The following is a 26,007-nucleotide window of genomic DNA, read 5'->3' as shown; positions in this document are numbered from 1 at the left end:
TTATTTTATATTTTTTTTCTTAAAGTTTTCTTAATTAATAGTCGATATGAAAAGTAAAAGTGAGCAAATTAATTGCTCACATCACACTTGCTGATCCTCTTTGTAATCACAAGATACACATTGAACTTGAATTCCTTTTTTCATTTTCTTTTCAACTAATAAGTTGTCACATTTCGGACAAGGTCTTCCAATTGGCTTATCCCATGATAAGAATTCACATTCAGGATAATTCGTGCATCCATAGAAAATTCGATTCTTTTTCGATTTACGTTCAATAATATTGCCGTCTTTACATGTAGGACATTTAACGCCAATATCTTTTACGATTGCTTTTGTATTTCGACAATCTGGGAAGTTTGAACATGCCATAAACTTACCGTATCGACCCATTTTAAATACCATAGGGCTTCCACATTGTTCACAATCTTCACCAGCAGGTTCATCTCTGATTTCAACTTTTTGCATTTCTTTTTCTGCTATTTCTAAGTGTTTTTCAAAGCCTTTATAAAATTGATCAATGATTTGAATCCAATTCACATTACCGTCTTCAATTTTATCAAGGTCACCTTCCATTTGAACTGTAAATTCAATATTAATGACTTCTGGGAAAAATTCAACGACTAAATCAAACACTATTTGACCAAGTTCAGTTGGTACAAATCGTTTATTATCTAAGGAAACATATCCACGCTTTTGAATAGTTTCTAATGTTGGTACGTAAGTTGATGGTCGACCAATTCCTACCTCTTCAAGCGTTTTTACTAGCCTTGCCTCTGTATAACGTGGTGGTGGCTGTGTGAAATGTTGTTCAGGTAAAATATCTTCCATTTTAACCTTTTCACCTTCAGCTAGTGGTGGAAGTAAGCGATCTTTTTCCTCAGTACCATCATCATTACTTTCAATATAAACCTTCATAAAGCCGGGAAATTTAACGACAGAACCATTTGCTCTAAATATTACATTATTATTAGTTAGATCAACTTTAACCGTATCAAGCACTGCTGATGACATCTGACTAGCAACAAATCGTTCCCATATTAATTTATATAGTCGATATTGATCACGGCTTACATGTGCTTTAATCGTATCTGGTGAACGCAATGTAGATGTTGGCCTAATTGCTTCGTGTGCATCTTGTACTTTATCTGATTTTTTTTCACTTTTTTTATTAGTAGCAACAAAATCAGCTCCGTATGTTTCAACAATATAAGATTTTGCTTCTTCAATTGCAACATCTGAAATACGTGTCGAGTCAGTTCTCATGTAAGTGATTAATCCGACTTGCCCTCCACTACCTAAAGAGATTCCTTCATATAATTGCTGGGCAATCATCATCGTTTTCTTAGCGCGCATATTCAATTTTCTAGCCGCTTCTTGTTGAAGTAAAGAAGTAGTAAATGCGGTTGCTGGATTACGCTTACGTTCTTTTCTAGTGACACTTTGAACTTCGAAGCTATCACCTTCTATTTGTGATAAAACTTTTTCTACTTCAGCTTCTGAGCCTAATTCTAATTTTTTTCCATCAACACCGTAAAAAAAAGTATCAAATGCTTCTTTCTTTGTAATTCCCTTACTCTTAATTGTCCAATACTCTTCTGGTTGGAAAATTTCAATTTCTTTTTCTCGTTCAATAATCAGTCTTAATGCGACAGATTGAACTCGACCTGCACTTAACCCTTTTTTTACTTTCTTCCATAGTAATGGACTAATGTTATATCCTACTAAACGATCTAATACGCGTCGAGCTTGTTGTGCGTCCACTAAATTCATATTGATTGGTCTAGGTTTTTTAAAAGATTCTTTAATAGCGTCTTTAGTAATTTCATTAAACACTACACGACAATCTGAACTTGTATCGATATTAAGTGTATTAGCAATGTGCCAGGCAATTGCTTCTCCTTCACGATCTGGATCGGCCGCTAGATATATTTTCTTTGCTTTTTTGGCAGCTGATCTTAAATCCTTTAAAACTGGCCCTTTTCCGCGAATTGTTATGTATTTTGGGTTGTAATCGTTTTCTATTTCAATCCCCATCTGGCTCTTAGGTAAATCTCGAACATGTCCCATCGATGCAATTACTTTAAATTTTTTACCTAAGTACTTTTCAATTGTTTTAGCCTTTGAAGGGGACTCCACTATCACTAAATTTTCTGCCATCTTTTAAGCCTCCTGAGAGTTTACTATTCATTACTCTCTGTATTCCTTGTTTCTTTCATTAATTCTTATTTATTCTCAAATAGTTTCATAATAAGAAGAGTTCAATTATATTTTTAATTTTCCTTCATACAATTTCAAATTGTATAGTTTATTCTATACATTAGTCAAATTTTATTTAGATATAAAATAACACAAGTTGCAATAGTATTGTCAATTTTTTGTAATATAAACATATTTTTTTATTTTTTAGTATATTCCTTAAATTCCTCTAAAATATCATTTGTACAAGTAATTAACTTCGCTCCATCCTGAATTAAACGATGATTTCCTTTATATTCTTCCATTATAATCGGACCTGGCACAGCAAATACCTCTCGATTATATTGAATTGCAAAATTTGCTGTGATCATCGTGCCACTTTTCTCATTTGCCTCTAATACGATTAAACCTTTTGATAATCCTGCAATAATTCTATTTCTTCTAGGAAAATACCTTTTTTCTGGTTTAATATAATAGGGATATTCACTAATAATTAAATGCTTATTAGCTATTTCATCAAATAAGTTACGATTTTCCTTCGGATAAATATAGTCTAACCCACATCCTACAACTGCAACCGTCGTTCCATTATGGAAAATAGTTGATTTATGCGCAATAGAATCGCAACCAGCTGCCATTCCACTTACAATTACACAATTTTCTTTCATTAAGTCTTTTATTAATGAATGACAAATTATATTCGCAAATAATGATGGTTTTCTAGCACCTATTATACTGATCATAAATTTTTTATGTAAGATATTTTGATTACCTATTAAATATAAAACATATGGAGGGTCACAAATTTCTTTTAGCAAATCAGGATACAAATCATCATAAATTGTAATAATTTTAATATTTTTTTTATAGTTTTCTTTTAAAATATCAAGAATGGAAGATGAATGAAGTTGACTATATAATTTTTCCGCAGCTTTTGAAGACATTTGAAAAGTAGTTTGAAAAATTGAAGGTGAATAATGATAGAGGTTTTCCAAGTTTGGATCATAGTGAAGAATTTTCTTGATCGCTTGATAATTTTCAAATAAAAAGTGATGCAAATGAATCAGTCGAATTTTCTTTCCCATAAACTCTCCTTCCTTTTAAGAAAAGTAGCCTCCAGATGGAGGCTACTTATTTAACATTTTATACTAAAGCTTCGTGTGTCTTACATTGTTCATATAAGCCACGCTCTTTTAATACACTAATTAAAGTTTCGCCCATTACTGCTGGAGTAAGAGCTACTTTAATGCCACAGCTTTCCATTGTAGCCATTTTTTCTTTAGCAGTACCTTTACCGCCTGCGATAATTGCACCAGCATGGCCCATACGTTTACCTTCTGGAGCTGTTTGACCGCCAATGAATCCTACTACTGGTTTCGCCATATTAGCTTGTACCCACTCAGCAGCTTCTTCTTCTGCAGTTCCACCGATTTCACCAATCATAATAACTGCATAAGTTTCTGGATCTTCATTGAATGCTTTTAAAACATCGATGAAGTTTGTTCCATTAACTGGGTCTCCACCAATACCTACAGCTGTAGATTGACCTACACCTGCTTGTGATAATTGATGTACAGCCTCATAAGTTAACGTACCAGAACGAGATACGATACCTACGTGACCTTTGTTATGGATGTAACCAGGCATGATTCCAATTTTGCACTCATCAGGAGTAATAACACCTGGGCAGTTTGGACCAACTAGTCTAGTTTTTTTGCCTTCCATATACTTTTTAACTTTTACCATGTCAAGTACAGGAATTCCTTCAGTAATACAAATAGCGATATCTAATTCAGCATCAACAGCTTCCATGATCGCATCTGCAGCAAATGCAGGTGGTACATAGATAACAGATGCGTTAGCACCAGTTGTAGCTACTGCTTCTGAAACAGTATTAAATACAGGTACGCCAGCGATGTCAGTACCACCTTTACCAGGAGTTACACCGCCAACAATTTTAGTGCCATACTCAAGCATTTGTGTAGTATGGAATAAGCCTTGAGAACCAGTAATACCTTGTACAATGACTTTAGTATCTTTATTAATAAATACGCTCATTTTTATCCTCCCTTTCTTAGCCTACAAGTGCAACGATTTTTTCAGCGCCATCAGCCATTGAATCCGCTGCAACAATGTTTAAGCCAGATTCATTAAGAATCTTCTTACCTAATTCAACATTCGTTCCTTCTAAACGAACAACTAATGGTAAGTGTAAACCAACTTGTTTTGTAGCTTCGATTACACCTTCTGCAATAACATCACATTTCATGATGCCACCGAAGATGTTAACAAAAATACCTTTAACATTTTGGTCAGAAAGGATGATTTTAAACGCTTCTGTAACTTTCTCTGCAGTAGCACCGCCCCCCACATCAAGGAAGTTAGCCGGGTCTCCGCCGTAATGTTTAATGATGTCCATTGTAGCCATTGCAAGACCTGCACCATTAACCATACAACCAATATTTCCGTATAAAGAAATATAGTTTAAGTCGTACTTAGAAGCTTCGATTTCTTTTGGATCTTCTTCTTCTAAGTCACGGTAAGCTAAAATATCAGCATGACGATATAAAGCATTTGAGTCAAAGTTTAACTTTGCATCTAATGCCATTACTTCGCCATCACCCGTTACTACTAGAGGGTTAATTTCAGCGATAGAGCAATCTTTTTCAACAAACGCACTGTATAAGCCCATCATGAACTTTACAGCTTTGTTAACTAAGTTGCTAGGGATGTTGATATTGAACGCAATACGACGAGCTTGGAAGCCTTGTAGACCTACTGCAGGATCAATATACTCTTTAAAGATTTTTTCAGGTGTTTTTTCAGCTACTTCTTCAATTTCAGTTCCACCTTCTTCAGAAGCCATTAATACAACTTGTGAAGTAGCGCGGTCTAAAACTAAACCAACATAATATTCTTTTTTAATATCGCAGCCTTCTTCGATAAGTAAGCGCTTAACTTCCTTACCTTCTGGTCCAGTTTGATGAGTAACTAATACTTTACCTAGAATCTCACTAGCATATGTATTTACTTCATCTAAATTTTTTGCTACTTTTACGCCGCCCGCTTTACCGCGACCACCAGCGTGAATTTGAGCTTTTACTACGCATACAGCTGTACCTAATTCTTTTGCTGCTTCTACTGCTTCTTCAACTGTGAATGCAACTTTACCATTTGGTACTTTTACGCCATAGCTTCGTAGGATTTCTTTCCCTTGATACTCATGGATATTCATGATCCATCCTCCCCTTTTAGAACAAGACAAATTAAAACACATCCCTATTGTATCTCTTACAGAATATACTGTAAATACTTTAGTAGAAAAGAATTAAATATTATATGTTTTTATATAGAAAACCCTTTCAGAAACAATAGATGATTCAGTTTATCATATTACAATATTAATTTTTATTTTGTTTTTTGTAAATATTAAGAAAATTCGTTCTTAATATTAAAGAAAAAACGTCGATTTGCGAACACATTTGAGTAGCTACCCTAATACTTATAGATGCCAATTTATATGTGTTATTATGTAAGAAAAACCGGACAAAAAACGCCTGGTCATTTTTTGCTTAGAGTACAGCAGCAAAAATACCACAGTTTTTAGAACTGTGGCACACCTCAAAATTTATACTTTCTTATCTTTTGTAAAAAAACGAACCAAGTTACGGTTCGTTTTCATTCTGTTATACATATTCTTGTCGATTAATAATCAAACTTTTGGCAAAGTTTCTCCTGGGATTGATTTCTACTTCAGGGTGACCCCTTTATGAGTCAGATATTTGCTTCTTTTTGCTGTTTTAGTTACTCATGAGCCTTTTATGAGTAACATATTTACCTCTTTTTGCTATTTTACTTACTCATGAAACTTCTATGAGTAACACTTTTGCTTCTTTTTGCTATTTTACTTACTCATGGGCCCTTTATGAGTAACATATTTGCCTCTTCTCCCCTTTTGTCTCTTATAAAAAGAGGTTGTCCTAAGGGTTTTGAAAAGGGCGGTTTCTTTTTTTATATTTTTTCAGGATGTACCTGTATACGGAAAAATGGAGGGTATCTTAGAGCTGTTTCTTACTTATCGTTGATTTTAAATCTATATTTTAAATTGATCGCAGATTTCCTAAATTTTTTAGTCGGTTTAGGAAGAAATAGAGCAAATATAACATTTTCCATTTATAAATAGCTATTTTTGACCAATAATTACGTTGAAACCTTCTCAATACCCCCAACCCGTATAGGTAATATCATATTTAAGTTAGGACTCACACAAATTTAATTGCAGTTTCGCTAATTTTATTTGCAGTTTGATCGCTTTTATTTGCAGATTCCCTATTTTTATTTGCACTTCCACTTTTATTTGCAGTTTCTATTCTCTTATTTGCACGTTCGAAATGTTTGTTTGCATGTTTCACATTTTTATTTGTACTTTCTTTAAATACTACTAATAAAAACCAGGCAAAAATAAACCTCTGTCTTTTTTTGCTTAAAGTGCAGCAGCAAAAATACCACAGTTTTTAGAACTGTGGTACACCTCAAAATTTATACTTTGTTATCTTTTTGAAAAAATCCTTCGCTGGTACTTGTTTAATTTAAAAAAGCAAAATACTTCAATTGACTAAGGATTTGCAATCGTAATTTTACTTATTCTATACTCTTATGTATTAGAATTAACTTGTTCTTTTATAGGCGCAAATGATCTCCTATGTTCATTGATTATTCCATGCTTTTCAATTGCTTGGAGATGTTCTTTCGTTCCATATCCCATATGCTTTTCAAAGCCGTAGTTTGGATGCTTTAAACTTAGTTCGCACATTAAAGAATCCCTTGTTTCTTTTGCAAGGACAGATGCTGCTGCAATACTTATGCTTGTTGCATCACCTTTAATGATTGATGTTTGAGAAATTTCCATTGGTAGTTTCATTGCATCAATTAATAAATGTTCAGGCGAATGTTTAAGTTGCTCTATTGCACGTCTCATTGCTAATTTTGTTGCTTCATAAATATTGATTTCATCTATTTCGCTTGAGCTAGCCATACCAATTCCATATGAAATTGCTTCTTCCTTAATTCGTTTAACGAAATATTGTCTTTTCTCTTTTGATAATTTTTTTGAGTCATCAAGGCCGATCAGTTCTGTATCTTCTGCTAAAATTACTGCAGCTGCTACTACTGGTCCTGCTAATGGCCCTCTTCCAACCTCATCTACACCTGCAATTAATTTTACATTTTGCATATATAGATTCTTTTCATATTCCATCATTTTTAAAAATTTCAAGCGAGCTTGCTCTTTTTTTTCTTGTTCTCTATACCATTTTGCAACTAGCTTTTGCACACCAATTCGCTGATCACTTTCAAATTCTTTTAAGAGTTCACTACTTGGGTCAATTAGTTCATTTAATTTATTTTTTATTTCGTCTATTTTCAGTGACATAAATTTTGTACTCCTTTTTTAACTTTATCCATTTCATTAAAAAAGAAGAAAGTACGCTTACTCATGCGTACTTTCTTCTAGTATTTCATCAGTCACTTCAAGCATCGAAGGATTCTCAAATGTTAATCTGCCTAATTTCCCAGCTCTTAGCTCACGTAAAAATAAATCAGATGTTTTATCATAATCTATAATTCCGCCTGACATTAAAAATCCACGTTTCTTCCCAATATGATCAAAAACATCTACTACATTTTCAGAAAATAAAATTTCATCATTCATGTCGTATCGATCTTTTAATACATTTGGATAATATTCTCTTAAGAATTTAATAGCATAGATCATTACTTCTTGTAAATTAATGATACTGTCTTTTATTGCCCCTGTAGTTGCTAAGCGTAGACCAACAATTTGGTCTTCAAACTTTGGCCATAATATACCTGGTGTATCAAGCAATTCAATTTCTTTTCCTACTTTTATCCATTGTTGTGCTTGTGTTACGCCGGGACGGTCACCAGTTTTAGCAATATTTTTGCGTGCTAGCTTATTAATTAAAGTCGATTTACCTACGTTAGGTATCCCTACGATTAAAGCTCGAATAGCGCGAGGTTTAATCCCTCTCGATCTCATTTTATCGAATTTCTCTTTAACTAAAATTTCACACGAACTAATAATTGCTTTTAATCCTTGTCCAGATGCTGCATCAATTGCAATAGCCATTACTCCTTGCTTTTCATAATATGCTAACCATTGCTGCGTATTTCTTGGATCTGCTAAATCTGCTTTATTTAATAAAAGCAATCTAGGCTTATTTGAAATAATTTCATCGATCATTGGATTTCTTGAAGCTGCTGGTACTCTAGCATCCGCTAATTCAATTACAACATCAATTAATGAAAGCTTTTCAGTAACCTGCCTTCTAGCTTTTGCCATATGACCTGGAAACCATTGAATCGTCATGTTGCCACCTTCTTTATGCAATAAATATTCAAGTTTAATATGGCACTTATTTTGCCATTTTAACCTCAGAGATCGGCCAGAATACAATGCTCGCTCGACCTAAAATTTCTTTTTGACTAACCGTTCCGATAATACGACTATCTTTACTTAATCGACGATTATCCCCTAAAACGAATACTTGTCCTTTTGGTACAGTCTTTTTGCCAGTAATCTCTTCTAGCGTAAAGTCTTCCGTTAGAGGACCATCTTTCGTTTCTTTTTTATATTCATTCAAATATGGTTCTTTATACGGTTTACCGTTAACATATAGAACATCATTTCTATATTCAACTGTGTCACCTGGTAAGCCGATTACACGTTTAATATAATCTTTTTCCTTAGTAGCATGGAAGACTACAATATCAAAACGTTTTGGTTCATGAATCTTGTAAACAATTTTATTTACAATCATTCTACTTTGATCTTGTAATGTTGGCATCATTGAGATACCGTCAACTAAAACCGGTGTAAAAAGGAATGTTCGAATACCAAGTGCAAGTACAAGCGCAATAAAGATTGTTTTAACTAATTCCCAAATTCCACCACTATTGCTTTCTTTCAACCTAAATCCCTCCAATTATAACCATACGTTTTGAAGTATTAACCTTACAAAAGTTAAAACCTTTATTTATGTATTCTATTTTACTTTTTATTATATCCATAATCTACATTTATTGGAAAAAAAGGAGCTTGTTTTATACAAGCTCCTTTCAAAAGACTATCGAAGTTCTTTAATTCTTGCTTTTTTACCAGTAAGTGCACGTAGGTAGTAAAGTTTAGCACGACGTACTTTACCGCGACGAACAACGTCTAATTTAGCAATTTTTGGAGTGTGAATTGGGAACGTACGTTCAACACCAACTCCGTAAGAAATTTTACGAACTGTGAAAGTTTCGCTAATTCCGCCACCACGACGTTTAATAACTACACCTTCGAATAATTGGATACGCTCACGAGTACCCTCAACAACTTTAACGTGAACTCGTACAGTATCACCAGGACGGAATGCTGGTAAGTCAGTTCTTAGTTGTTCTTTTGTAATTTCGTTGATTAAATTTTGCATAGTTTATGCGCTCCTTTTCCAACCGATGCTCTTACAAGATACATTGCTCGCAGCGGAACACCGAGAATAAAGGCTTAAGTATTAACTTAAGCCACAAGTTATATTAACATATTCTTTTAGTGCGTGCAACTAGTTTTCTTGTTTTAATTCTTCTTTAACTTGCTCAATCCATCTAGACTCTTTTTCAGATAAAGTGTAGTCCTTAAGTAGATCTGGACGACGTGTTAAAGTTCGTTTAAAAGATTGTTTTGTACGCCATTCCTCAATAAGAGCATGATTTCCAGATAATAATACGTCCGGCACTTTATGTCCTCTAAAATCAGCAGGTCTTGTATAATGTGGATGTTCTAATAATCCTGTACTAAATGAATCTTCTATTTTTGAAGTTGTATTTCCTAGTACACCAGGCAATAAACGAACAACGCTATCAGCAATTACCATAGCCCCAAGTTCACCACCAGTTAGTACATAATCACCGATTGAGATTTCATCTGTTACGACATGCTCACGAATTCGCTCATCATAGCCTTCATAATGACCACAAATAAAGATTAAATGATCTTCTTTCGAAAGCTCTTCAGCTTTACGTTGATTAAATCTCTCTCCTTGAGGGCATAAAAGGACGACTCTAGGCTTATTTTCACTTTTAGATACTAATTCATCCACAGCGTCAAAAATCGGCTGAGGAGCAAGTACCATACCTGCGCCCCCGCCATAAGGATAATCATCAACATTTGAATGTTTATTAGTCGAAAAATCTCTAAAATTAACGCAACGGAATTGGACTGCTTCTTTTTCTTGCGCTTTTTTTAATATTGAGGAGTTTAATACTCCCTCAAACATTTCCGGAAAAAGTGTTAAAAAGTCTAATTTCATCATAATAGACCTTCCATTAATTCGATTTTAACTTTTTTATTCGTTACATCTACTTCTTTGACAATTTGTTCAATATATGGAATAAGCGCATCCTTTTGGCCTTTCCTTTGAATAACCCAAACATCATTCGCTCCTGGAGATAGTATTTCTTTTATCTTACCTATTTCTTCTCCATCAATTGTTTCAACTACACAACCAATAATCTCGTGGTAATAGTATTCATTTTTATCTAAATCATGTAGTTGGTCTTCAGTTATCTTTAATACTCCATTTTTCAGTGGCTCAACTGAGTTTAATGACTCATACCCTTCAAATGTAAGTAAATCAAAGTTTTTATGTACACGGTGACTCGTTACGATTAATTTAATTGGTGTAGTTTCATTTTCTTTAAATAAATAAAGTGAATTTCCTTTTTTGTAACGTTTCTCAGGAAAATCAGTTCTTGAAATAACGCGAACCTCTCCACGAATTCCATGAGTATTTACAATTTTTCCGACATTTAAATATTTTTCCATTCGATTACCTCTATATATAAAATTTCTTAAGTTTATAGTTAGTTTTACCATTCAGGTTGCATATATGTCTACTAATGTTGAAAACGGCCCTTAGCTATAGCCAAGGACCGTCTTACATTACTGAATATCTAAGTGAATACGTTTTGCGTGTTCATTACTTGCTGCGTAAACAACCGTACGAATCGCTTTAGCAATTTTACCATGTTTGCCAATCACTCTACCAGCATCTTCAGGGCTTACCTGTAAATGAAAGAATAGATTGTTCTCATCTTCTTTTACTTGAAGTGAAATATCCTCTGGATGATCTACAAGACTTGAAACAATTGCATTGATGAGTGTATTCATCTTTTTTTCCATAATTACTTGCCGTTGCGAGCGTTGTGGAATTTCTCTAAGATACCAGCTTTAGAGAATAAGTTACGAACTGTATCAGATGGTTTAGCACCTGTTCCTAACCATTTTAATGCTGCTTCTTCATTGATTTTGATTTCAGCTGGTTGAGCAACTGGATTGTAAGTTCCAATTTCCTCGATGAAGCGTCCGTCACGAGGAGAACGAGCATCTGCTACTACTACACGATAAAAAGGAGATTTTTTTGCTCCCATACGTTTTAAACGAATTTTAACTGCCATTTTTAAAGCACCTCCGAAAATATTTACAACGTTTTATATATTATCAAAAACCAATACTGTTTGTAAAGTAAAATTTCTTAACAGCATAATTTTTTATTAAATGATGTTTAAATGTTGGAAAATTATACAAAAAGATTAGAATAAGCCCGGAAATTTGAAACCCTTCTTCTTCCCTTTTTGCATACCGCCCATCATTTTCATCATTTTTTTCATCTCTTCAAACTGTTTTAATAAACGGTTTATTTCTTGAACAGGACGCCCAGATCCTTTAGCTATTCGCTTTCTGCGACTAGAGTTAATGATATCTGGTGTAAGCTTTTCCTGTTTTGTCATCGATTGAATAATTGCCTCTACATGAGCGATTTGTTTATCGTCAATTTGCAGATCATTCAACCCTTTTATTTTGTTTGCACCTGGCATCATTTTTAAAATATCGCCAAGTGGACCCATTTTTTTAACTTGGGAAAGTTGGTCTAAGAAATCATCCAAAGTAAAAGATGCATTTCTTAATTTTTGTTCCATTTCTTTTGCTTTTTCTTGGTCTACGTTTTCTTGTGCTTTTTCAATTAGAGTAAGCACATCACCCATACCTAGAATACGTGATGCCATTCGTTCTGGATGGAACGGCTCAATTGCATCTAGTTTCTCACCAAGTCCAACAAATTTAATTGGAGTATTTGTAACTGCACGAATTGATAAAGCAGCACCACCACGAGTGTCGCCGTCAAGCTTTGTTAGAACAACTCCAGTTAAACCTAATTGTTCATTAAAACTTTGTGCCACATTGACTGCATCTTGTCCTGTCATTGCATCAACAACTAGGAAGATTTCTTCAGGTTTAGAAAGTTCTTTAATTTGTGCAAGTTCTTCCATTAAACCTTCGTCAATATGTAAACGACCGGCAGTATCAATTAGAACATAATCAAGATGTTCATCCTTTGCATGTTGAATTGCTTGTTTCGCAATTTCAACTGGACTTACTTGATCGCCTAATGAAAACACTGGCATATCTAACTGTTTACCTAAAGTTTGTAGCTGTTTAATCGCTGCAGGACGATAAATATCTGCTGCAACTAAAAGCGGATTACGATTATACTTTTTGCGAAGTAAATTAGCTAATTTACCAGTCGTAGTTGTTTTACCAGCACCTTGTAAACCAACCATCATAATAACAGTCGGCGGGCGATTTGCAACAGCAATTTTGCTTTGTTCTCCACCCATTAATGCAGTTAGTTCTTCTTGAACTACTTTAACAACATGTTGACCAGGCGTTAAGCTTTGTAATACTTCTTGTCCAACAGCTCGTTCAGAAACACGTTTCACAAAATCTTTAACAACTTTAAAGTTAACATCCGCCTCTAGTAACGCAAGACGAACTTCTCTCATCATTTCCTTGACATCAGATTCAGATACTTTACCTTTGCCTCGAACCTTTTGTAATGTCTTTTGAAGTCGGTCGGCTAATCCTTCAAATGCCATAAAACCGTCCTCCTTATTATTCTAATTTCTCTAACGCATCGATTAATCGAAGAAAATCGTTATCTACAACTTTACTCTTTTCAGCGTAAGTTTTCAATTGATTTAATATTTCATTTCGTTGTTGAAATTTTTTTAGAAGTAATAATTTCTCTTCATACTCTTCTAGCATTGCTTCAGTTCGCTTTATATTATCATAAACCGCCTGTCTACTAATGCTAAACTCTTCTGCAATCTCACCTAAAGAATAGTCATCTAAATAATATAGTGACATATAGTTTTGTTGTTTTGGAGTTAAAAGAGATTGATAAAAATCATATAGATAATTTATTCTCATCGTCTTATCTAACATGGTATGATCTGCCAAAACTATCACTCCTTTGTTAAGTGAATTGCCTTTACATATGCTAGTTTACCTAAAAGCTAAACTTCTGTCAAGTTTTTTACTTGACGTTACTTCAAGTTTTAGGAAGCGCGGGATCAAGAAAAGATAACCTCGTTTTACCGCCCTTCCAATTTGTACCTAATTTAGCATTATGCTTGTTCCTTACTAATTAAATCACCAAATAGTCCATATACGAATTGTTCTGCTTGGAATGGTTGTAGATCGTCCATTTGTTCTCCTAGCCCAACGAATTTCACTGGTACTTTTAGTTCGTTTCGGATTGCTAATACAATACCGCCTTTTGCAGTTCCGTCTAGTTTCGTTAAGACAATTCCCGTTACATTTGTTGCTTCGGAGAATGTTTTTGCTTGAACAAGGCCATTTTGACCAGTTGTTGCATCAATAACAAGTAAAACTTCATGAGGTGCTCCTGGTACTTCCCTAGCAATAACGTTACGTACTTTTTCTAGTTCTTTCATTAAGTTTACTTTGTTTTGCAATCGCCCAGCTGTATCGCAAAGTAATACATCTACTTTACGAGCTTTTGCAGCTTGTACCGCGTCGAACATTACCGCTGCAGGGTCTGAACCTTCACCTTGTTTAATTGTTTCAACACCGACACGATTTCCCCAAACTTCTAATTGATCAATTGCACCAGCTCTAAATGTGTCACCTGCTGCAAGCAATACTTTTTTGCCATCAGATTTCAGTTTATGTGCGATTTTTCCAATCGAAGTTGTTTTACCTACACCGTTAACACCAACGAATAAAACAACTGTTAAACCATCTGGATTCATGTTGATTTCAAATGAATCCTCAGTTAAATCGTCACCTTTATACAATTCAACTAATTTTTCAGAAATTACTTCTTGAACAGCTTTTGGATCTTGAATATTTTTTCGCTTTACTTCATATTTTAATTCTTCGACTAATTCCATTACTGTGTTTACGCCAACATCAGCCATAATTAAAATTTCTTCAAGCTCTTCAAAAAAATCTTCGTCTACTTTACGGTATCTAGCAAATAAATCATTTAAACCATCTGTAAGATTATTTCTAGACTTCTCTAATCCAGATTTAAATTTTTGAGTCACTGACTCAGTTTGCTTTGAGATTGTTTCTTTTAATTTCTTAAAAAAGCTCATAATTTCAATCCTTTCTAATTACCATTCGATAGCAATGCTTCACCTTCATCTAAACGGACAGATACAAGAGTTGAAACACCGTATTCTTGCATTGTTACTCCGTATAGCACATCACATTCTTCCATCGTTCCTTTACGGTGTGTTATGACAATAAACTGCGTTTGTTCACTAAAGTATTTTAGGAATTTTGCAAATCGAGCTACATTGGCTTCGTCTAGTGCAGCTTCAACCTCATCAAGTACACAGAAAGGTACTGGACGAACTTGTAAAATGGCAAACAATAATGCGATTGCCGTAAGTGCTCTCTCACCGCCAGATAAAAGACTTAAATTTTGAAGTTTTTTACCTGGTGGCTGCGCGACTATATCAACACCTGTTAATAATAAGTTTTCTGCATCCGTCAGTATTAAATCCGCTCGGCCTCCACCAAACAGTTGTGTAAAGACGACTTGGAATTTTTCACGAATTGCGGAAAAACTTGATTCAAAGCGCTTCGTCATTTCTTCATCCATTTCACTGATTACATTGTAAAGTGTAGTTTTAGCTTCGTTTAAATCAGTTCTTTGTTCCTGTAGAAAATCATGACGCTCAGAAACTCGTTCATACTCATCAATTGCACCGATATTAACAGTACCTAGTTCTTCGATTGAACGTTTTAAAAGTTTTACTCGCTTACTTGCCTCATCAACTGTCATTTCTAATGTATATTTTACTTTTGCCGCTTCATAAGTCGTCATATACGTAACATTCAGTTGTTGTAGGCGGTTTTCTAATTCAACATCAAGTCGATTACTATTTACTTCTTGTTGCTTTAACAAATCAGAAAGTGATTTATATTGACGTTGCTTTTCACGTAAAGACTGAACATAATCTTCTAACTCAGTTTGGTAAGCAATTCGTTGCTCTCGACGTTTCGAAATGATTTCAGTTGTTTTTGAAAATTCATTTCGAGTTTCAGAAATTATTTTCTCCAATTCTTCCTTACCATTTTCATTTGTCATAAGTTCGCTTGATAAGAAAATAATTTTGTCCCTTGTTTCTTCAAGAACCTGCTTTTGTTTTAACTCATTTTCTTCAAATTGACGAATTCGTTCGATACTATAACTTAATTTTTGTTCTTCCTGTGCGAGCGAAATTTTAAAACTTGTTAACTTTGATTGTAATTCATCTTTTATTTCTTTTTGATTTAGTTTACGTTCAGTTAATTCATTAATCTTCTGCTCTTTGGTAATAATCTCTTGTTTTATATTAGCTTCTAATGTTGCTAATTCCCCTAGACGGTCTTTTACCTTTATTAAATCACTTGCTGAGCTACCCATTTCTAAATCATAGATTGCTAAAGCATCATTGATATTTTTTTCTTGAAATTCGATACTTCTTAATTGTTCCATAATCGAATCAATTACTTGCTTAACCGAATGCATTTCACCATTTAAGCTTTGGGCTTCAGTAGTTTTTTCTTGATACAACGCTTTAAGTGTTTGGACTTCACGTTCTACTGAAGTAGTCTTTTCCTGCATATCATCAAGCTTAATCGTTATTTCCTCTAACTCTCTTTGTCTCCCAATAAGTGAGGCATTTGTTGTTCGTACTGCACCACCGGTCATAGCACCACCCGGATTGACAACATCACCTTCAAGCGTGACAAAGCGATAACGATGACCAACGAGCTTAGCAAGTTCATTGGCACTCTTTAAATCTTGAGCTATTAAAACAGTCCCAAGTAAATTTTGAACTACTTGTTCATATTCATTTGAATAACTAACTAGCGATGAAGCAACGCCGATGAAAGAAGGATTTCTTTTTAAGCTATCAATTAGATTTGATGGCACAGAACGAGCTTTCACAATATTCATTGGTAAGAATGTAGCTCGACCAAGTCGTTGCTGCTTTAAAAATTGAATTGCTCTTCTAGCATGCTCATCATTTTGTACAACAATTTGTTGTGTAGCCGCACCTAGCGCAATTTCAATCGCAGTTTCATATTGTTTATTCGTTGAAATAAGTTCAGCAATTGCACCTTTAATACCTTCTAATCTCGTGCCTCTTGCTTTTAAAATTTCTTTAACGCCTTGATTAAACCCAGCAAAGTCTTCTTGAAGTTCTTCAAGAGTTTCTTTACGTGATTTTGTTTGTTGAATAAATTGATAAGCTTTAGATAATAATTCTTCTTTTTCCTTTAATACATCTGTAGTTTCCTGAAGTTGAATAGTTGAAGATTCAAATTTTTCATTTAATGCTTGAAAATTAAGATCAACTTGTTGTTTCTCATTAAGCAATTCTGTTTTTCTATGTTGTAATTCTTCTCTTTGACGAATGTATTTTTCATTTTCTACATCTAATCGACTCGATTTTATAGAGAATTGTTGACTTTGTTTTTCGAGCATTGTTTTTTCATTTTTAATCGATGCTTGATTATTTAAGAGTTCGATATAATCTGATTTAATCAATTCGATTTGTTCTTCAATATCTCCCTCATAGGAAGTAATTTCATTTTGAATGTCAACAATACTCGTTTTAGTTTTATTTACATTTTGACGAGATAATTTTTCTTGTGCTTTTTCAGTTTCGATTAATATTTTAGTCACGTTAATTTGTTCAGTAACTTCATCTACTTGTTTTCTTAATTGTTCAGATTGAGTCGAAGTATTTCTTTTTCGTTCCTTCATTAACTCTTTCTGACCTTCATATTTTTCCAAGTTTTTCGTTACGGTTAATAAGACTTGTTGCAATTGATCAATCGACTCATCTAATGCAGTTAATTTGTCTTGTAATTCATGTTGCTTTGATTCATCTATTGAAATCTCCGTCGATAATGAGATTTCGATATCAGAATTTTGTGCAATTTCTTTTTTTAACTCTTCCCATTTTTGATGGAGCGATTCAATTTCGTATACTAATAGAGCAGCTTCAACCTTCTCTAACTCATCTCTATGTTCTATGTATTCTTTTGCAATTGAAGCCTGCATACGCAGTGGTTCTATTTGAGAACCTAATTCAAATAAAATATCATCCACACGATTTAAATTTTCTTGTGTTTCAAATAATTTCGCTTCAGCTTTTTTCTTTCGAGTTTTATACTTTAAAACTCCAGCCGCTTCTTCAAAAATCCCTCTTCGATCTTCCGGCTTACTACTTAAAATTTCTTCGACCTTTCCTTGAGAGATAATAGAGAACGCTTCTCTCCCTAGTCCAGAATCCATAAATAAATCAATAATATCTTTTAATCGACATGATTGTTTATTAATATAAAAATCACTATCACCCGAACGGTAAACTCGTCTTGTTACACTTACTTCACTATATTCAAGTGGTAATTGCTGATCTTCATTATCTAATGTGAGCGTAACCTCTGCATAATTTAAAGGCTTTCTTCCTTCACTGCCGGCAAAAATAATATCTTCCATTTTTGCTCCACGCAATGATTTAACAGACTGCTCACCTAGAACCCATCTGATTGCATCTGTAATATTACTTTTACCACTTCCGTTTGGTCCTACTACTGCAGTAACACCTTTTACAAAATCTATCGTAACTCGCTGAGCGAATGATTTAAATCCAATTATATCTAGTCGTTTGAGGAACAACTGAATTCCCCCTTTTTGATTTAATTATATACACAAAAACTCCCCCATAAAAGGGGGAGCAGATTGCCCGCCAAACGCTCACTTTCAATGCTTCGCCGTCTTTTGCGGTGCGCGATTACCATTAAAGATAACTTTCGCTCCTCGAAAGTATTCATGCATTTATATGTCAAGCGCTTGCAATCAATCTGAAAATCAAGTTTTATCGTTTATTTGGCAAGCTTCTACTAGATTTTAAGAAATCTATTTACTTGACTCTTTTAGTTTTATTAACGCTTCTTTAGCTGCCTGTTGCTCAGCTTCTTTTTTAGATCTTCCACTACCAATTCCTAATGTTTCTCCATTTAATAACACTTTAGAAACAAATTCGCGGTTATGAGCAGGTCCTTTTTCTTGTAGTATTTTATACTCTATTGAACCTGTAGAATCTCTTTGAACAAACTCTTGTAATTGACTTTTAAAATCCATCACATGCGAAAAAGCACCATCGTTTATTTTTGGGAATATATGAAGTGATAAGAAGTTAATAACTGTTTGTAGTCCTTGATCTAAATATAATGATCCAATGAATGCTTCAAAAACATCTGCTAAAAGTGCCGGACGTGTCCGACCACCTGTCATTTCTTCACCGCGACCAAGTAAAATAAATCGACCAAAATCTAATTCGTTCGCAAATTTTACTAACGATGGTTCACAAACGATTGCGGCACGTAACTTAGTTAACTCGCCTTCACTCATTGTGTCATATTTTTGGAATAAATATTGTGAAACTGTAAGTTCTAAAACAGCATCCCCTAAATATTCTAATCTCTCATTATCTTCATATGGTTTTTTACGATGCTCATTCACATAGGATGAATGTGTAAACGCTTGAATAAGCAAGCCTTCATTATTAAACATAATGTTAATTTGCTTTTGGAATTTTACAAAATTCTCTTTTTCATGATCAGATAGTTTAAATTCTCTTACTCTTCTTGAATGCGGCATATTTACCTCCAACTAAAAAACAGTTTGATATGCTGCTAAACCTACTAGTTAAGAAAATGATGAGAAGTCCCGCATAAAATACGGGACTTTTCTCATTACATGTTGCTCTCTATGTAGTTCACAACATCACCAACTGTGACGATTTTTTCAGCATCTTCGTCTGAAATTTCTAATTCAAACTCATCTTCTAATTGCATTACTAATTCAACAACATCTAATGAGTCTGCGTCTAAGTCTTCTTTGAAACGACTTGTAATTTGGATCTCAGATTCTTCTACACCTAAACGGTCAACAATAATCTTTGATACACGCTCTAATACGTCTTGCATTATTATTCACCTCCCCCCAAAGATTGTCTACTTAAGCATTATACATAAAATTTAGGCAAACGCCAAACTAAATCATTACAAGTCCGCCATCAACATTAATTGTTTGTCCTGTAATGTATCTACTAGCATCCATTGCTAAGAATACTACTGCATGTGCGATATCTTCTGGTTGTCCAAATGATTGCAATGGAATATTAGATAACATTTGTGTTCTAACTTGCTCATTTAATTCATTTGTCATATCAGTTTCAATAAAACCAGGTGCAATTGCATTAACTGTAATATTTCTTGAAGCTAATTCTTTTGCAGCCGTTTTTGTTAAGCCTAATACACCAGCTTTAGCTGCTACATAGTTCATTTGTCCAGGATTACCAATTTGTCCTACAACTGAACTAATATTAATGATACGGCCATTACGTTGACGAGTCATAAACTTCGCTGCTGCTTTAATACAGTTGAATACACCTTTTAGGTTCGTGTCAATTACATCGTCCCAATCAGCATCTTTCATACGTAATAAAAGACCGTCTCTAGTAATACCTGCATTGTTTACTAGTATATCAATACTTCCGAATTCATCAACAGTATTTTTTACTAATGCTGCAACTTCTTCACTATTTGATACGTTTGCTTTATATGCAATCGCTTTTACTCCAAGAGCTGTAATTTCCTCTACAACTTTAAGAGCAGCAGCCTCATTACCAGAATAGTTAACAACTACATTTGCACCATTTTTTGCTAAAGATAAGGCGATTGCTCGTCCAATACCTCTAGATCCACCAGTTACTAAAGCAACTTTACCATTTAGCATGATTTCATTTCCTCCCACTCATTTAAAAACTGGTTTAATGTTTCAACATCATAAACATTTACTAATTTAGATGATGGAGAGATTGCTTTTACTAATCCAGTTAAAACCTTACCAGGACCAATCTCAACAAATGTATCAACACCTTGGTTAACTAATTCTTGAATTGATTGATTCCATTTAACTGGTGAGTATAATTGATTAACTAATAATTCTTTAATTTCGTTTGCATCTGTCACAACGTTCGCAGTAACATTTGAAATTAATGGAGTTACACAGTCATTAACATTTATTTTACCAAGTTCATTTTGGAAATCTTCACTTGCAGGTTTCATTAATGATGAATGGAAAGGTCCACTTACCTTTAATGGTAGTACACGTTTTGCTCCAGCTTCTTTAAGTAAGCCAGAAGCGATTTGAACGCCTTCTGCATCTCCTGTAATAACAACTTGTGTAGGAGAGTTATAATTCGCAATTCCTACAGAGTGACCATTTTTATTTACTTCAGAAACAACTTCTTCAATTTTTTCTGGAGCTAAAAATAATACCGCTGCCATAGCACCTTGACCTACTGGTACAGCTTTCTCCATTAATTGACCACGCTTATGAACTAATTTAACACCATCTTCAAAAGAGATCGCATCTGCCGCTACAAGTGCAGTAAATTCACCTAAACTATGTCCAGCAACGAAGTCTGGTTTAATGCCAACTTCTTTTATTTTCTCAAGCATTGCAATTGAAGTAGTTAAAATTGCAGGTTGTGCATGATATGTAGCAGTTAACTCTTCATCTGTCCCATTGAAAATAATATTAGAAAGGCTGAACCCTAAGTGTTCATTAGCAGATTCAAATATTGCCCCACACTCATTATAGCTTTCAGCTAGATCTTTACCCATTCCTACTTTTTGTGATCCTTGTCCAGGAAAAATAAACGCCACTTTACCCAATGGAGTGACCCCCTTATGCTTTTGATTCGATTTTCTCCATGTGATCACTTACTTGTTTTATCACATCATGTTCAACCATCGTTTTAGTTTGCTTAATTGCACTAAAAATACCTAAAGCATCAGAACTACCATGCGCTTTAATAACAGGTGATTTTAAGCCAAATAATGCTGCTCCACCATATTCAGCGTAATCCATTTTCTTTTTTACGCCTTTTAAGTTTGGTTTTAATACAGCTGCTGCAAGCTTTGATGTGAAATTAGTAAGCATCGCATCTTTTATTAACGAAAACATTGCAAGCGCGGTACCTTCAATCGCTTTTAAGGCTATATTTCCAGTATACCCATCAGTAACAACAACATCTGCAACTGAGTTCATCAAGTCCCTTGCTTCAACATTTCCGATAAAATTCAAATTAGATTCTTTTAGTAACTGAAATGTTTGTTTAGTCAGTTCATTTCCTTTTTTATCTTCAGTACCGACATTTAATAAGCCAACAGTTGGATTATTAATTCCTCTTACTTTTTGGGCATAGATAGACCCCATTATCGCATATTGAAGTAAGTGATTTGCTTTTGCATCGACATTTGCTCCAACATCAAGGAAAACAAAGCCTTTGCCGTCTAAAGTAGGCATTGTAGGTGAAAGGGCAGGTCTTTCTACACCTTCCATTCGACCAACAACTAAAAGTCCTGCAGTCATTAAAGCTCCAGTATTTCCCGCGGAAATACATGCATCAGCATTACCTTCTTTTACTTGATTTGCCATTAAAACCATTGAAGCATTTTTCTTTCTTCTAACTGCTCTAACTGGCTCCTCAGTACCTTCAATCACTTCATCTGTATGGATAATTGTTATATTTTTATTATTGGTTAAGAATGGTTTTATTTTTGATTCATCACCAATCAAAGTTATATGTATATCATTTAATTTTTCAACTGCAAGCATCGCACCTTCAACGATTGCTTTTGGGGCATGATCGCCACCCATTGCATCGATTGCTAACTTCATCCTAATTCACTTCCTATTCTTCAATACTTCGGTGATACATTTCAAATAAGCCTTGGAATACATGCTCTTTTTCAACGTATCCATTGATATCAACTGTTGTACGCCTCGGATCTCCTGTTTGCGGTAAAACCTTCGCCTTAGCAATTACTCGATCATTTGTTCTTACTGGTTTAATAAAAACAAAATTTGACTTAGCAGTTAATGCTAAATCATCATGAATAACTGCAACAGCTAAAGAATTAGCTTGTGCAAATAGGTGATGACCACGTGCAATACCATTCCTACTAAAAGTATGCTCTTCCTTCACATCAAATATCGAAATCGCACTTTCGTTTAAATGGATATCAATCACTTCACCGATTATTTCATCTACAGGTAGTGATTTTACATCTTCCAATTGCTGAGTTGCAACATTTTTGATACGTTCTCTTAGCTCAGGAATTGATAATTCAAGACGATCAAGACGAATAGTTTGTATGCTCACAGATAATTGACTAGCTAAATCTTCATCTGTAATAAACGGATTTTCTTTTATAATTTTTTTTAACAATTCATGACGATCTTTTTTATTTCTTCTCATATTACATACCTCTACTACCAATTTGTGACCAGGTATTAAATATAGTTTATATTAAAAATCCATGTATTACAATAGTTTTTTGACAAACTTTTAATACCTAGTACTAATCTAATTTTTCTGAATCAAATATTCCCGTTCGTTCTAAGTACGTTCTTAACACTTGATATTTATTAGCTTTCCAAAAAACATCTGAATTAACTAATAATGTAGCATCATTTCTTGCAACCTCTAGAGCACGATAATCATGTACCATATCAGCCATTTTAAATTCAGGTACTCCACTTTGTTGTTTCCCAAAGAAATCTCCTGGTCCTCTAAGCTCTAAATCCTTTTCGCTTAGCTCAAAACCATCATTTGTTTCCGTCATGATTGTTAGTCTTTCTTTCCCTACTTCACTTTTTGGATCTCCTACTAAAACACAATACGACTGCTCAGAACCACGTCCAACTCGCCCTCTTAACTGATGTAATTGTGAAAGTCCAAATCGATCAGCGTCATAAATAACCATTACAGTTGCATTAGGAACATTTACACCTACTTCTACAACCGTAGTTGATACTAAAATTTGAACTTCATTTGCTGCAAAGTCCTTCATTACTTCATCTTTTTCAGAAGAGGAGAGCTTCCCATGCATTAATCCTACCTTTGCCATATTTTTATAATGGAATGATAGTACACTATGCAAATCTAATGCATTTTGAAGATCTAGTTTTTCAGATTCTTCAATAAGGGGGCAAATCAAATATGCTTGTCTCCCGTTTTTGATCTCTTTACCTATAAAATCTAAAACACGATCAAACATTTCTTGTTTAACCCAATACGTTTCTATTTTCTTACGTCCAGCCGGATATTCGTCAATAATCGAAACATCCATTTCTCCAAAAGCAGTGATCGCTAACGTTCTAGGGATCGGAGTCGCTGTCATAAATAAAACATCAGGGAAATAACCTTTTTCTCTTAACACTCTTCGTTGACCAACACCAAATCGATGTTGCTCATCTGTTATGACAATCCCTAATTTATTAAATTGAACCTCATCTTGAATTAAAGCATGCGTACCGACTAATATATGAACGTCTCCGTTTTTTAATCTTTCGAGAATCTCACGACGCTTTTTTCCTTTTACTGAACTAGTAAGAAGTTCAACTTTCATATCTGTATGCTGTAGCATTTTTGATAACGATTCAAAATGTTGTTCAGCTAAAATTTCTGTAGGTACCATTAATGCCCCTTGATAGCCATCAAGTGTACATGCATATAAAGCAATGGTAGCGACAACAGTTTTTCCGGAACCAACATCACCTTGTAATAAGCGATTCATGCGATACGGACTTTCTAAATCGTTGAATATTTCTTGTACAACTCTCTTTTGAGCTGATGTCAGAGGAAATGGTAGGGATTGGATTAGTTGTTGAATTTTATCATTTTTTAATACTTTTGAAATGCCTTTAGACTGATTGCGTTGAATTTTTCGAAGGGCTTGCATTTTCAACTGAAATAGAAAAAACTCTTCATAAACAAAACTTCTTCTAGCTTGTTTTAAACTATTTGCATCGATCGGATGGTGAAGCAATCTCATCGTTTCTGAACGATTCAATAGTTTATAATTATGAATTAATTCTGTTGGTATTAAATCATTTATTAAATGTCCAAACTTTTTAAATGACTGGTCAACAAATTTCCTCATAGTTTTGACAGACATTTTCCCTTTAATTGAATAGACAGGTTCAATTTCATGGCTATTCGTACGAGCACCAAAAACAAGCTCAGATAAAGTAATAGATTGTTTATGTTGATCCCATTTACCAGTAATCGTTACGTGTTCATTTAAATTTAATTTCGTTTTAAAATAAGGTCGATTAAAACAAATAACAGTAATTAAGTAACGATCTACTAAGACTCTAAATGTTAAACGTGATTTGTTCTTACCAAAATATTGAAGAAGAGGAGCGCTATGAACAATCCCTTCAACTGTCACGCGCTCTTCATGTTTTACTTCTGATAACTCTTTATTTCGATAATCCTCATATCGATATGGTAAATACTCGATTAAGTCATTTATTGTAAAAATACCCATATCGTTTAGCTGTATTTCCGTTTCCTCACCAACACCACTTAATATAGATACTTTTTGTTCTAATTCAATACTCACTATTTTTTTAGCGAAACACCAAATATCTTTGCTTCTAATTCTCGTCCTGTTGGCGTTGCCGCTAGTCCTCCTTCTGCAGTTTCTCTTAGAGCAGATGGCATTGTTTGTCCAATTCGATACATAGCATCAATTACTTCATCGCATGGAATACGACTTGTAATACCAGCTAAAGCCATATCTGCAGCTACCATTGCATTTGCAGCACCCATTGCATTTCGCTTAACGCAAGGAACCTCTACTAACCCTGCAACTGGGTCACAAACTAAACCAAGCATATTCTTTAATGTAATAGCAAATGCTTGAGCACTTTGACTTGGAGAGCCTCCAGCCATTTCTACAATCGCTGCTGCAGCCATACCACTAGCAGAGCCCACTTCGGCTTGACAACCACCTGCAGCACCTGAAATAGACGCATTATTAGCTACAACAAAACCGAATGCCCCAGAAGCAAATAAGAATTCGATCATTTGCATTCGAGTAGGATTTAATTTATTTTTAACTGCAAAAAGTGTACCTGGCACTACCCCAGCAGACCCTGCTGTAGGAGTCGCACAAATTGTACCCATTGCAGCATTTACTTCATTTGTCGCAACTGCTTTACTTACGGCATCTAAAAGTAGAGTACCCGAAAGAGAATTTCCTTTGGCAATATAATTTTGAAGTAATACAGCATCTCCACCAGTTAATCCTGTTGGCGAATGCACACCTGCTAACCCTCTTTCAACTGCCTTTTCCATAACTACAAGATTTTGATCCATTTTCGCGATAATTTCTTCACGACTTCTCCCAGTAAATTGCATCTCTTGTTGGATCATTATTTCTGAAACTTTTACATTTTTAGATTCAGCTAATTCTACTAATTCTGCAACATTTTTAAACATTATTATCCCCCTCTC

Annotated in this window: 24 protein-coding genes; all 24 read right to left on the bottom strand. The window is 34.4% G+C overall.

The genetic code is table 11. The annotated features are described in order from the left end of the window. Positions 1-81 precede the first annotated feature (81 nt). Positions 82-2,157 carry a type I DNA topoisomerase gene (topA, locus tag CN601_RS13510; RefSeq protein ID WP_098171317.1) on the bottom strand — a complete coding sequence of 692 codons (2,076 nt, stop codon included), beginning with the start codon at positions 2,155-2,157 and terminating at the stop codon, positions 82-84. A 239-nt stretch (positions 2,158-2,396) separates the two neighbouring features. Then, a complete protein-coding gene (gene dprA / locus CN601_RS13505; protein WP_098117493.1) occupies positions 2,397-3,281 on the bottom strand; it encodes a DNA-processing protein DprA in 885 nt (294 codons plus the stop codon). A gap of 58 nt (positions 3,282-3,339) precedes the next feature. Beyond that, positions 3,340-4,254 (bottom strand): succinate--CoA ligase subunit alpha, encoded by a 915-nt coding sequence (sucD, locus tag CN601_RS13500; protein ID WP_098117494.1) that lies wholly within the window; start codon positions 4,252-4,254, stop codon positions 3,340-3,342. A 16-nt stretch (positions 4,255-4,270) separates the two neighbouring features. Next, a complete protein-coding gene (gene sucC, locus CN601_RS13495) occupies positions 4,271-5,431 on the bottom strand; it encodes an ADP-forming succinate--CoA ligase subunit beta (RefSeq protein WP_098117495.1) in 1,161 nt (386 codons plus the stop codon). 1,419 nt (positions 5,432-6,850) lie between these two features. Then, a complete protein-coding gene (locus tag CN601_RS13485) occupies positions 6,851-7,627 on the bottom strand; it encodes a ribonuclease HII (RefSeq protein ID WP_098117496.1) in 777 nt (258 codons plus the stop codon). 57 nt (positions 7,628-7,684) lie between these two features. Beyond that, complete coding sequence (gene ylqF / locus CN601_RS13480) at positions 7,685-8,584, bottom strand: ribosome biogenesis GTPase YlqF (RefSeq protein WP_098171315.1); 900 nt, start codon at positions 8,582-8,584, stop codon at positions 7,685-7,687. Between the two features lie 46 nt (positions 8,585-8,630). After that, positions 8,631-9,185, bottom strand: coding sequence for a signal peptidase I (gene lepB, locus CN601_RS13475; protein WP_098117498.1), 555 nt, complete (start codon positions 9,183-9,185; stop codon positions 8,631-8,633). 156 nt (positions 9,186-9,341) lie between these two features. Beyond that, positions 9,342-9,686 (bottom strand): 50S ribosomal protein L19, encoded by a 345-nt coding sequence (rplS, locus tag CN601_RS13470; protein WP_025569026.1) that lies wholly within the window; start codon positions 9,684-9,686, stop codon positions 9,342-9,344. Between the two features lie 129 nt (positions 9,687-9,815). Further along, positions 9,816-10,562 carry a tRNA (guanosine(37)-N1)-methyltransferase TrmD gene (gene trmD, locus CN601_RS13465; RefSeq protein WP_098171349.1) on the bottom strand — a complete coding sequence of 249 codons (747 nt, stop codon included), beginning with the start codon at positions 10,560-10,562 and terminating at the stop codon, positions 9,816-9,818. Continuing rightward, a complete protein-coding gene (gene rimM, locus CN601_RS13460) occupies positions 10,562-11,077 on the bottom strand; it encodes a ribosome maturation factor RimM (RefSeq protein WP_098171314.1) in 516 nt (171 codons plus the stop codon). Before rimM ends, trmD begins: the two co-directional genes overlap by 1 nt. 117 nt (positions 11,078-11,194) lie before the next feature. Next, positions 11,195-11,422 (bottom strand): KH domain-containing protein, encoded by a 228-nt coding sequence (locus tag CN601_RS13455; protein ID WP_098171348.1) that lies wholly within the window; start codon positions 11,420-11,422, stop codon positions 11,195-11,197. A 14-nt stretch (positions 11,423-11,436) separates the two neighbouring features. Next, complete coding sequence (rpsP, locus tag CN601_RS13450) at positions 11,437-11,709, bottom strand: 30S ribosomal protein S16 (RefSeq protein ID WP_025569022.1); 273 nt, start codon at positions 11,707-11,709, stop codon at positions 11,437-11,439. A 135-nt stretch (positions 11,710-11,844) separates the two neighbouring features. Beyond that, the gene (ffh, locus tag CN601_RS13445; protein ID WP_098117500.1) at positions 11,845-13,188 is read right to left on the bottom strand and encodes a signal recognition particle protein; all 1,344 of its coding nucleotides are present in this window, start codon (positions 13,186-13,188) and stop codon (positions 11,845-11,847) included. A gap of 16 nt (positions 13,189-13,204) precedes the next feature. Next, positions 13,205-13,537 carry a putative DNA-binding protein gene (locus tag CN601_RS13440; RefSeq protein ID WP_098117769.1) on the bottom strand — a complete coding sequence of 111 codons (333 nt, stop codon included), beginning with the start codon at positions 13,535-13,537 and terminating at the stop codon, positions 13,205-13,207. Between the two features lie 182 nt (positions 13,538-13,719). Then, the gene (gene ftsY / locus CN601_RS13435) at positions 13,720-14,715 is read right to left on the bottom strand and encodes a signal recognition particle-docking protein FtsY (RefSeq protein ID WP_098117501.1); all 996 of its coding nucleotides are present in this window, start codon (positions 14,713-14,715) and stop codon (positions 13,720-13,722) included. Positions 14,716-14,729: 14 nt separating this feature from the next. Beyond that, positions 14,730-18,302 (bottom strand): chromosome segregation protein SMC, encoded by a 3,573-nt coding sequence (gene smc, locus CN601_RS13430; RefSeq protein ID WP_098171313.1) that lies wholly within the window; start codon positions 18,300-18,302, stop codon positions 14,730-14,732. Between the two features lie 240 nt (positions 18,303-18,542). Beyond that, complete coding sequence (gene rnc, locus CN601_RS13425; protein ID WP_098171312.1) at positions 18,543-19,286, bottom strand: ribonuclease III; 744 nt, start codon at positions 19,284-19,286, stop codon at positions 18,543-18,545. Positions 19,287-19,381: 95 nt separating this feature from the next. Continuing rightward, positions 19,382-19,615: an acyl carrier protein gene (acpP, locus tag CN601_RS13420; protein ID WP_025568936.1), complete on the bottom strand. Its 234-nt coding sequence runs from the start codon at positions 19,613-19,615 to the stop codon at positions 19,382-19,384. Between the two features lie 67 nt (positions 19,616-19,682). Further along, on the bottom strand, positions 19,683-20,426 hold the full coding sequence (fabG, locus tag CN601_RS13415; protein ID WP_098117506.1) for a 3-oxoacyl-[acyl-carrier-protein] reductase: 744 nt from the start codon (positions 20,424-20,426) through the stop codon (positions 19,683-19,685). Next, a complete protein-coding gene (gene fabD, locus CN601_RS13410; RefSeq protein WP_098171311.1) occupies positions 20,420-21,370 on the bottom strand; it encodes an ACP S-malonyltransferase in 951 nt (316 codons plus the stop codon). The genes fabG and fabD overlap by 7 nt, the downstream gene beginning before the upstream one ends. A gap of 13 nt (positions 21,371-21,383) precedes the next feature. Beyond that, positions 21,384-22,379 carry a phosphate acyltransferase PlsX gene (gene plsX / locus CN601_RS13405; RefSeq protein WP_098117509.1) on the bottom strand — a complete coding sequence of 332 codons (996 nt, stop codon included), beginning with the start codon at positions 22,377-22,379 and terminating at the stop codon, positions 21,384-21,386. 13 nt (positions 22,380-22,392) lie between these two features. Beyond that, positions 22,393-22,959 (bottom strand): transcription factor FapR, encoded by a 567-nt coding sequence (gene fapR / locus CN601_RS13400; protein WP_098117511.1) that lies wholly within the window; start codon positions 22,957-22,959, stop codon positions 22,393-22,395. Positions 22,960-23,062: 103 nt separating this feature from the next. Continuing rightward, entirely contained in the window at positions 23,063-25,111 is a 2,049-nt protein-coding gene (recG, locus tag CN601_RS13395; RefSeq protein WP_098171310.1) for an ATP-dependent DNA helicase RecG, read from the bottom strand. Then, a complete protein-coding gene (gene sdaAA / locus CN601_RS13390) occupies positions 25,111-25,992 on the bottom strand; it encodes an L-serine ammonia-lyase, iron-sulfur-dependent, subunit alpha (protein ID WP_098117515.1) in 882 nt (293 codons plus the stop codon). The genes recG and sdaAA overlap by 1 nt, the downstream gene beginning before the upstream one ends. Between the last annotated feature and the right edge of the window lie 15 nt (positions 25,993-26,007).

This window comes from Bacillus sp. AFS017336, assembly GCF_002555445.1.
Classification (GTDB): Bacteria; Bacillota; Bacilli; order Bacillales; family Bacillaceae_G; genus Gottfriedia.
The sequence above is the reverse complement of the archived record's forward strand: the minus strand, read 5'-3'. Positions and strand labels throughout refer to the sequence as shown.

Excerpts from the sequence above, each read along its gene's own strand:
- topA (WP_098171317.1), bottom strand. The coding sequence starts at position 2,157 with ATGGCAGAAAATTTAGTGATAGTGGAGTCCCCTTCAAAGGCTAAAACA.
- rpsP (WP_025569022.1), bottom strand. The coding sequence starts at position 11,709 with ATGGCAGTTAAAATTCGTTTAAAACGTATGGGAGCAAAAAAATCTCCT.
- sucC (WP_098117495.1), bottom strand. The coding sequence starts at position 5,431 with ATGAATATCCATGAGTATCAAGGGAAAGAAATCCTACGAAGCTATGGC.
- dprA (WP_098117493.1), bottom strand. The coding sequence starts at position 3,281 with ATGGGAAAGAAAATTCGACTGATTCATTTGCATCACTTTTTATTTGAA.
- sdaAA (WP_098117515.1), bottom strand. The coding sequence starts at position 25,992 with ATGTTTAAAAATGTTGCAGAATTAGTAGAATTAGCTGAATCTAAAAAT.
- ylqF (WP_098171315.1), bottom strand. The coding sequence starts at position 8,584 with ATGACGATTCAATGGTTTCCAGGTCATATGGCAAAAGCTAGAAGGCAG.
- sucD (WP_098117494.1), bottom strand. The coding sequence starts at position 4,254 with ATGAGCGTATTTATTAATAAAGATACTAAAGTCATTGTACAAGGTATT.
- fabG (WP_098117506.1), bottom strand. The coding sequence starts at position 20,426 with ATGCTAAATGGTAAAGTTGCTTTAGTAACTGGTGGATCTAGAGGTATT.
- CN601_RS13455 (WP_098171348.1), bottom strand. The coding sequence starts at position 11,422 with ATGAATACACTCATCAATGCAATTGTTTCAAGTCTTGTAGATCATCCA.
- rplS (WP_025569026.1), bottom strand. The coding sequence starts at position 9,686 with ATGCAAAATTTAATCAACGAAATTACAAAAGAACAACTAAGAACTGAC.
- acpP (WP_025568936.1), bottom strand. The coding sequence starts at position 19,615 with ATGCAAGACGTATTAGAGCGTGTATCAAAGATTATTGTTGACCGTTTA.
- ftsY (WP_098117501.1), bottom strand. The coding sequence starts at position 14,715 with ATGAGCTTTTTTAAGAAATTAAAAGAAACAATCTCAAAGCAAACTGAG.
- rimM (WP_098171314.1), bottom strand. The coding sequence starts at position 11,077 with ATGGAAAAATATTTAAATGTCGGAAAAATTGTAAATACTCATGGAATT.
- fapR (WP_098117511.1), bottom strand. The coding sequence starts at position 22,959 with ATGAGAAGAAATAAAAAAGATCGTCATGAATTGTTAAAAAAAATTATA.
- rnc (WP_098171312.1), bottom strand. The coding sequence starts at position 19,286 with ATGCCGCATTCAAGAAGAGTAAGAGAATTTAAACTATCTGATCATGAA.
- ffh (WP_098117500.1), bottom strand. The coding sequence starts at position 13,188 with ATGGCATTTGAAGGATTAGCCGACCGACTTCAAAAGACATTACAAAAG.
- CN601_RS13440 (WP_098117769.1), bottom strand. The coding sequence starts at position 13,537 with ATGTTAGATAAGACGATGAGAATAAATTATCTATATGATTTTTATCAA.
- trmD (WP_098171349.1), bottom strand. The coding sequence starts at position 10,562 with ATGAAATTAGACTTTTTAACACTTTTTCCGGAAATGTTTGAGGGAGTA.
- plsX (WP_098117509.1), bottom strand. The coding sequence starts at position 22,379 with ATGAAGTTAGCAATCGATGCAATGGGTGGCGATCATGCCCCAAAAGCA.
- CN601_RS13485 (WP_098117496.1), bottom strand. The coding sequence starts at position 7,627 with ATGTCACTGAAAATAGACGAAATAAAAAATAAATTAAATGAACTAATT.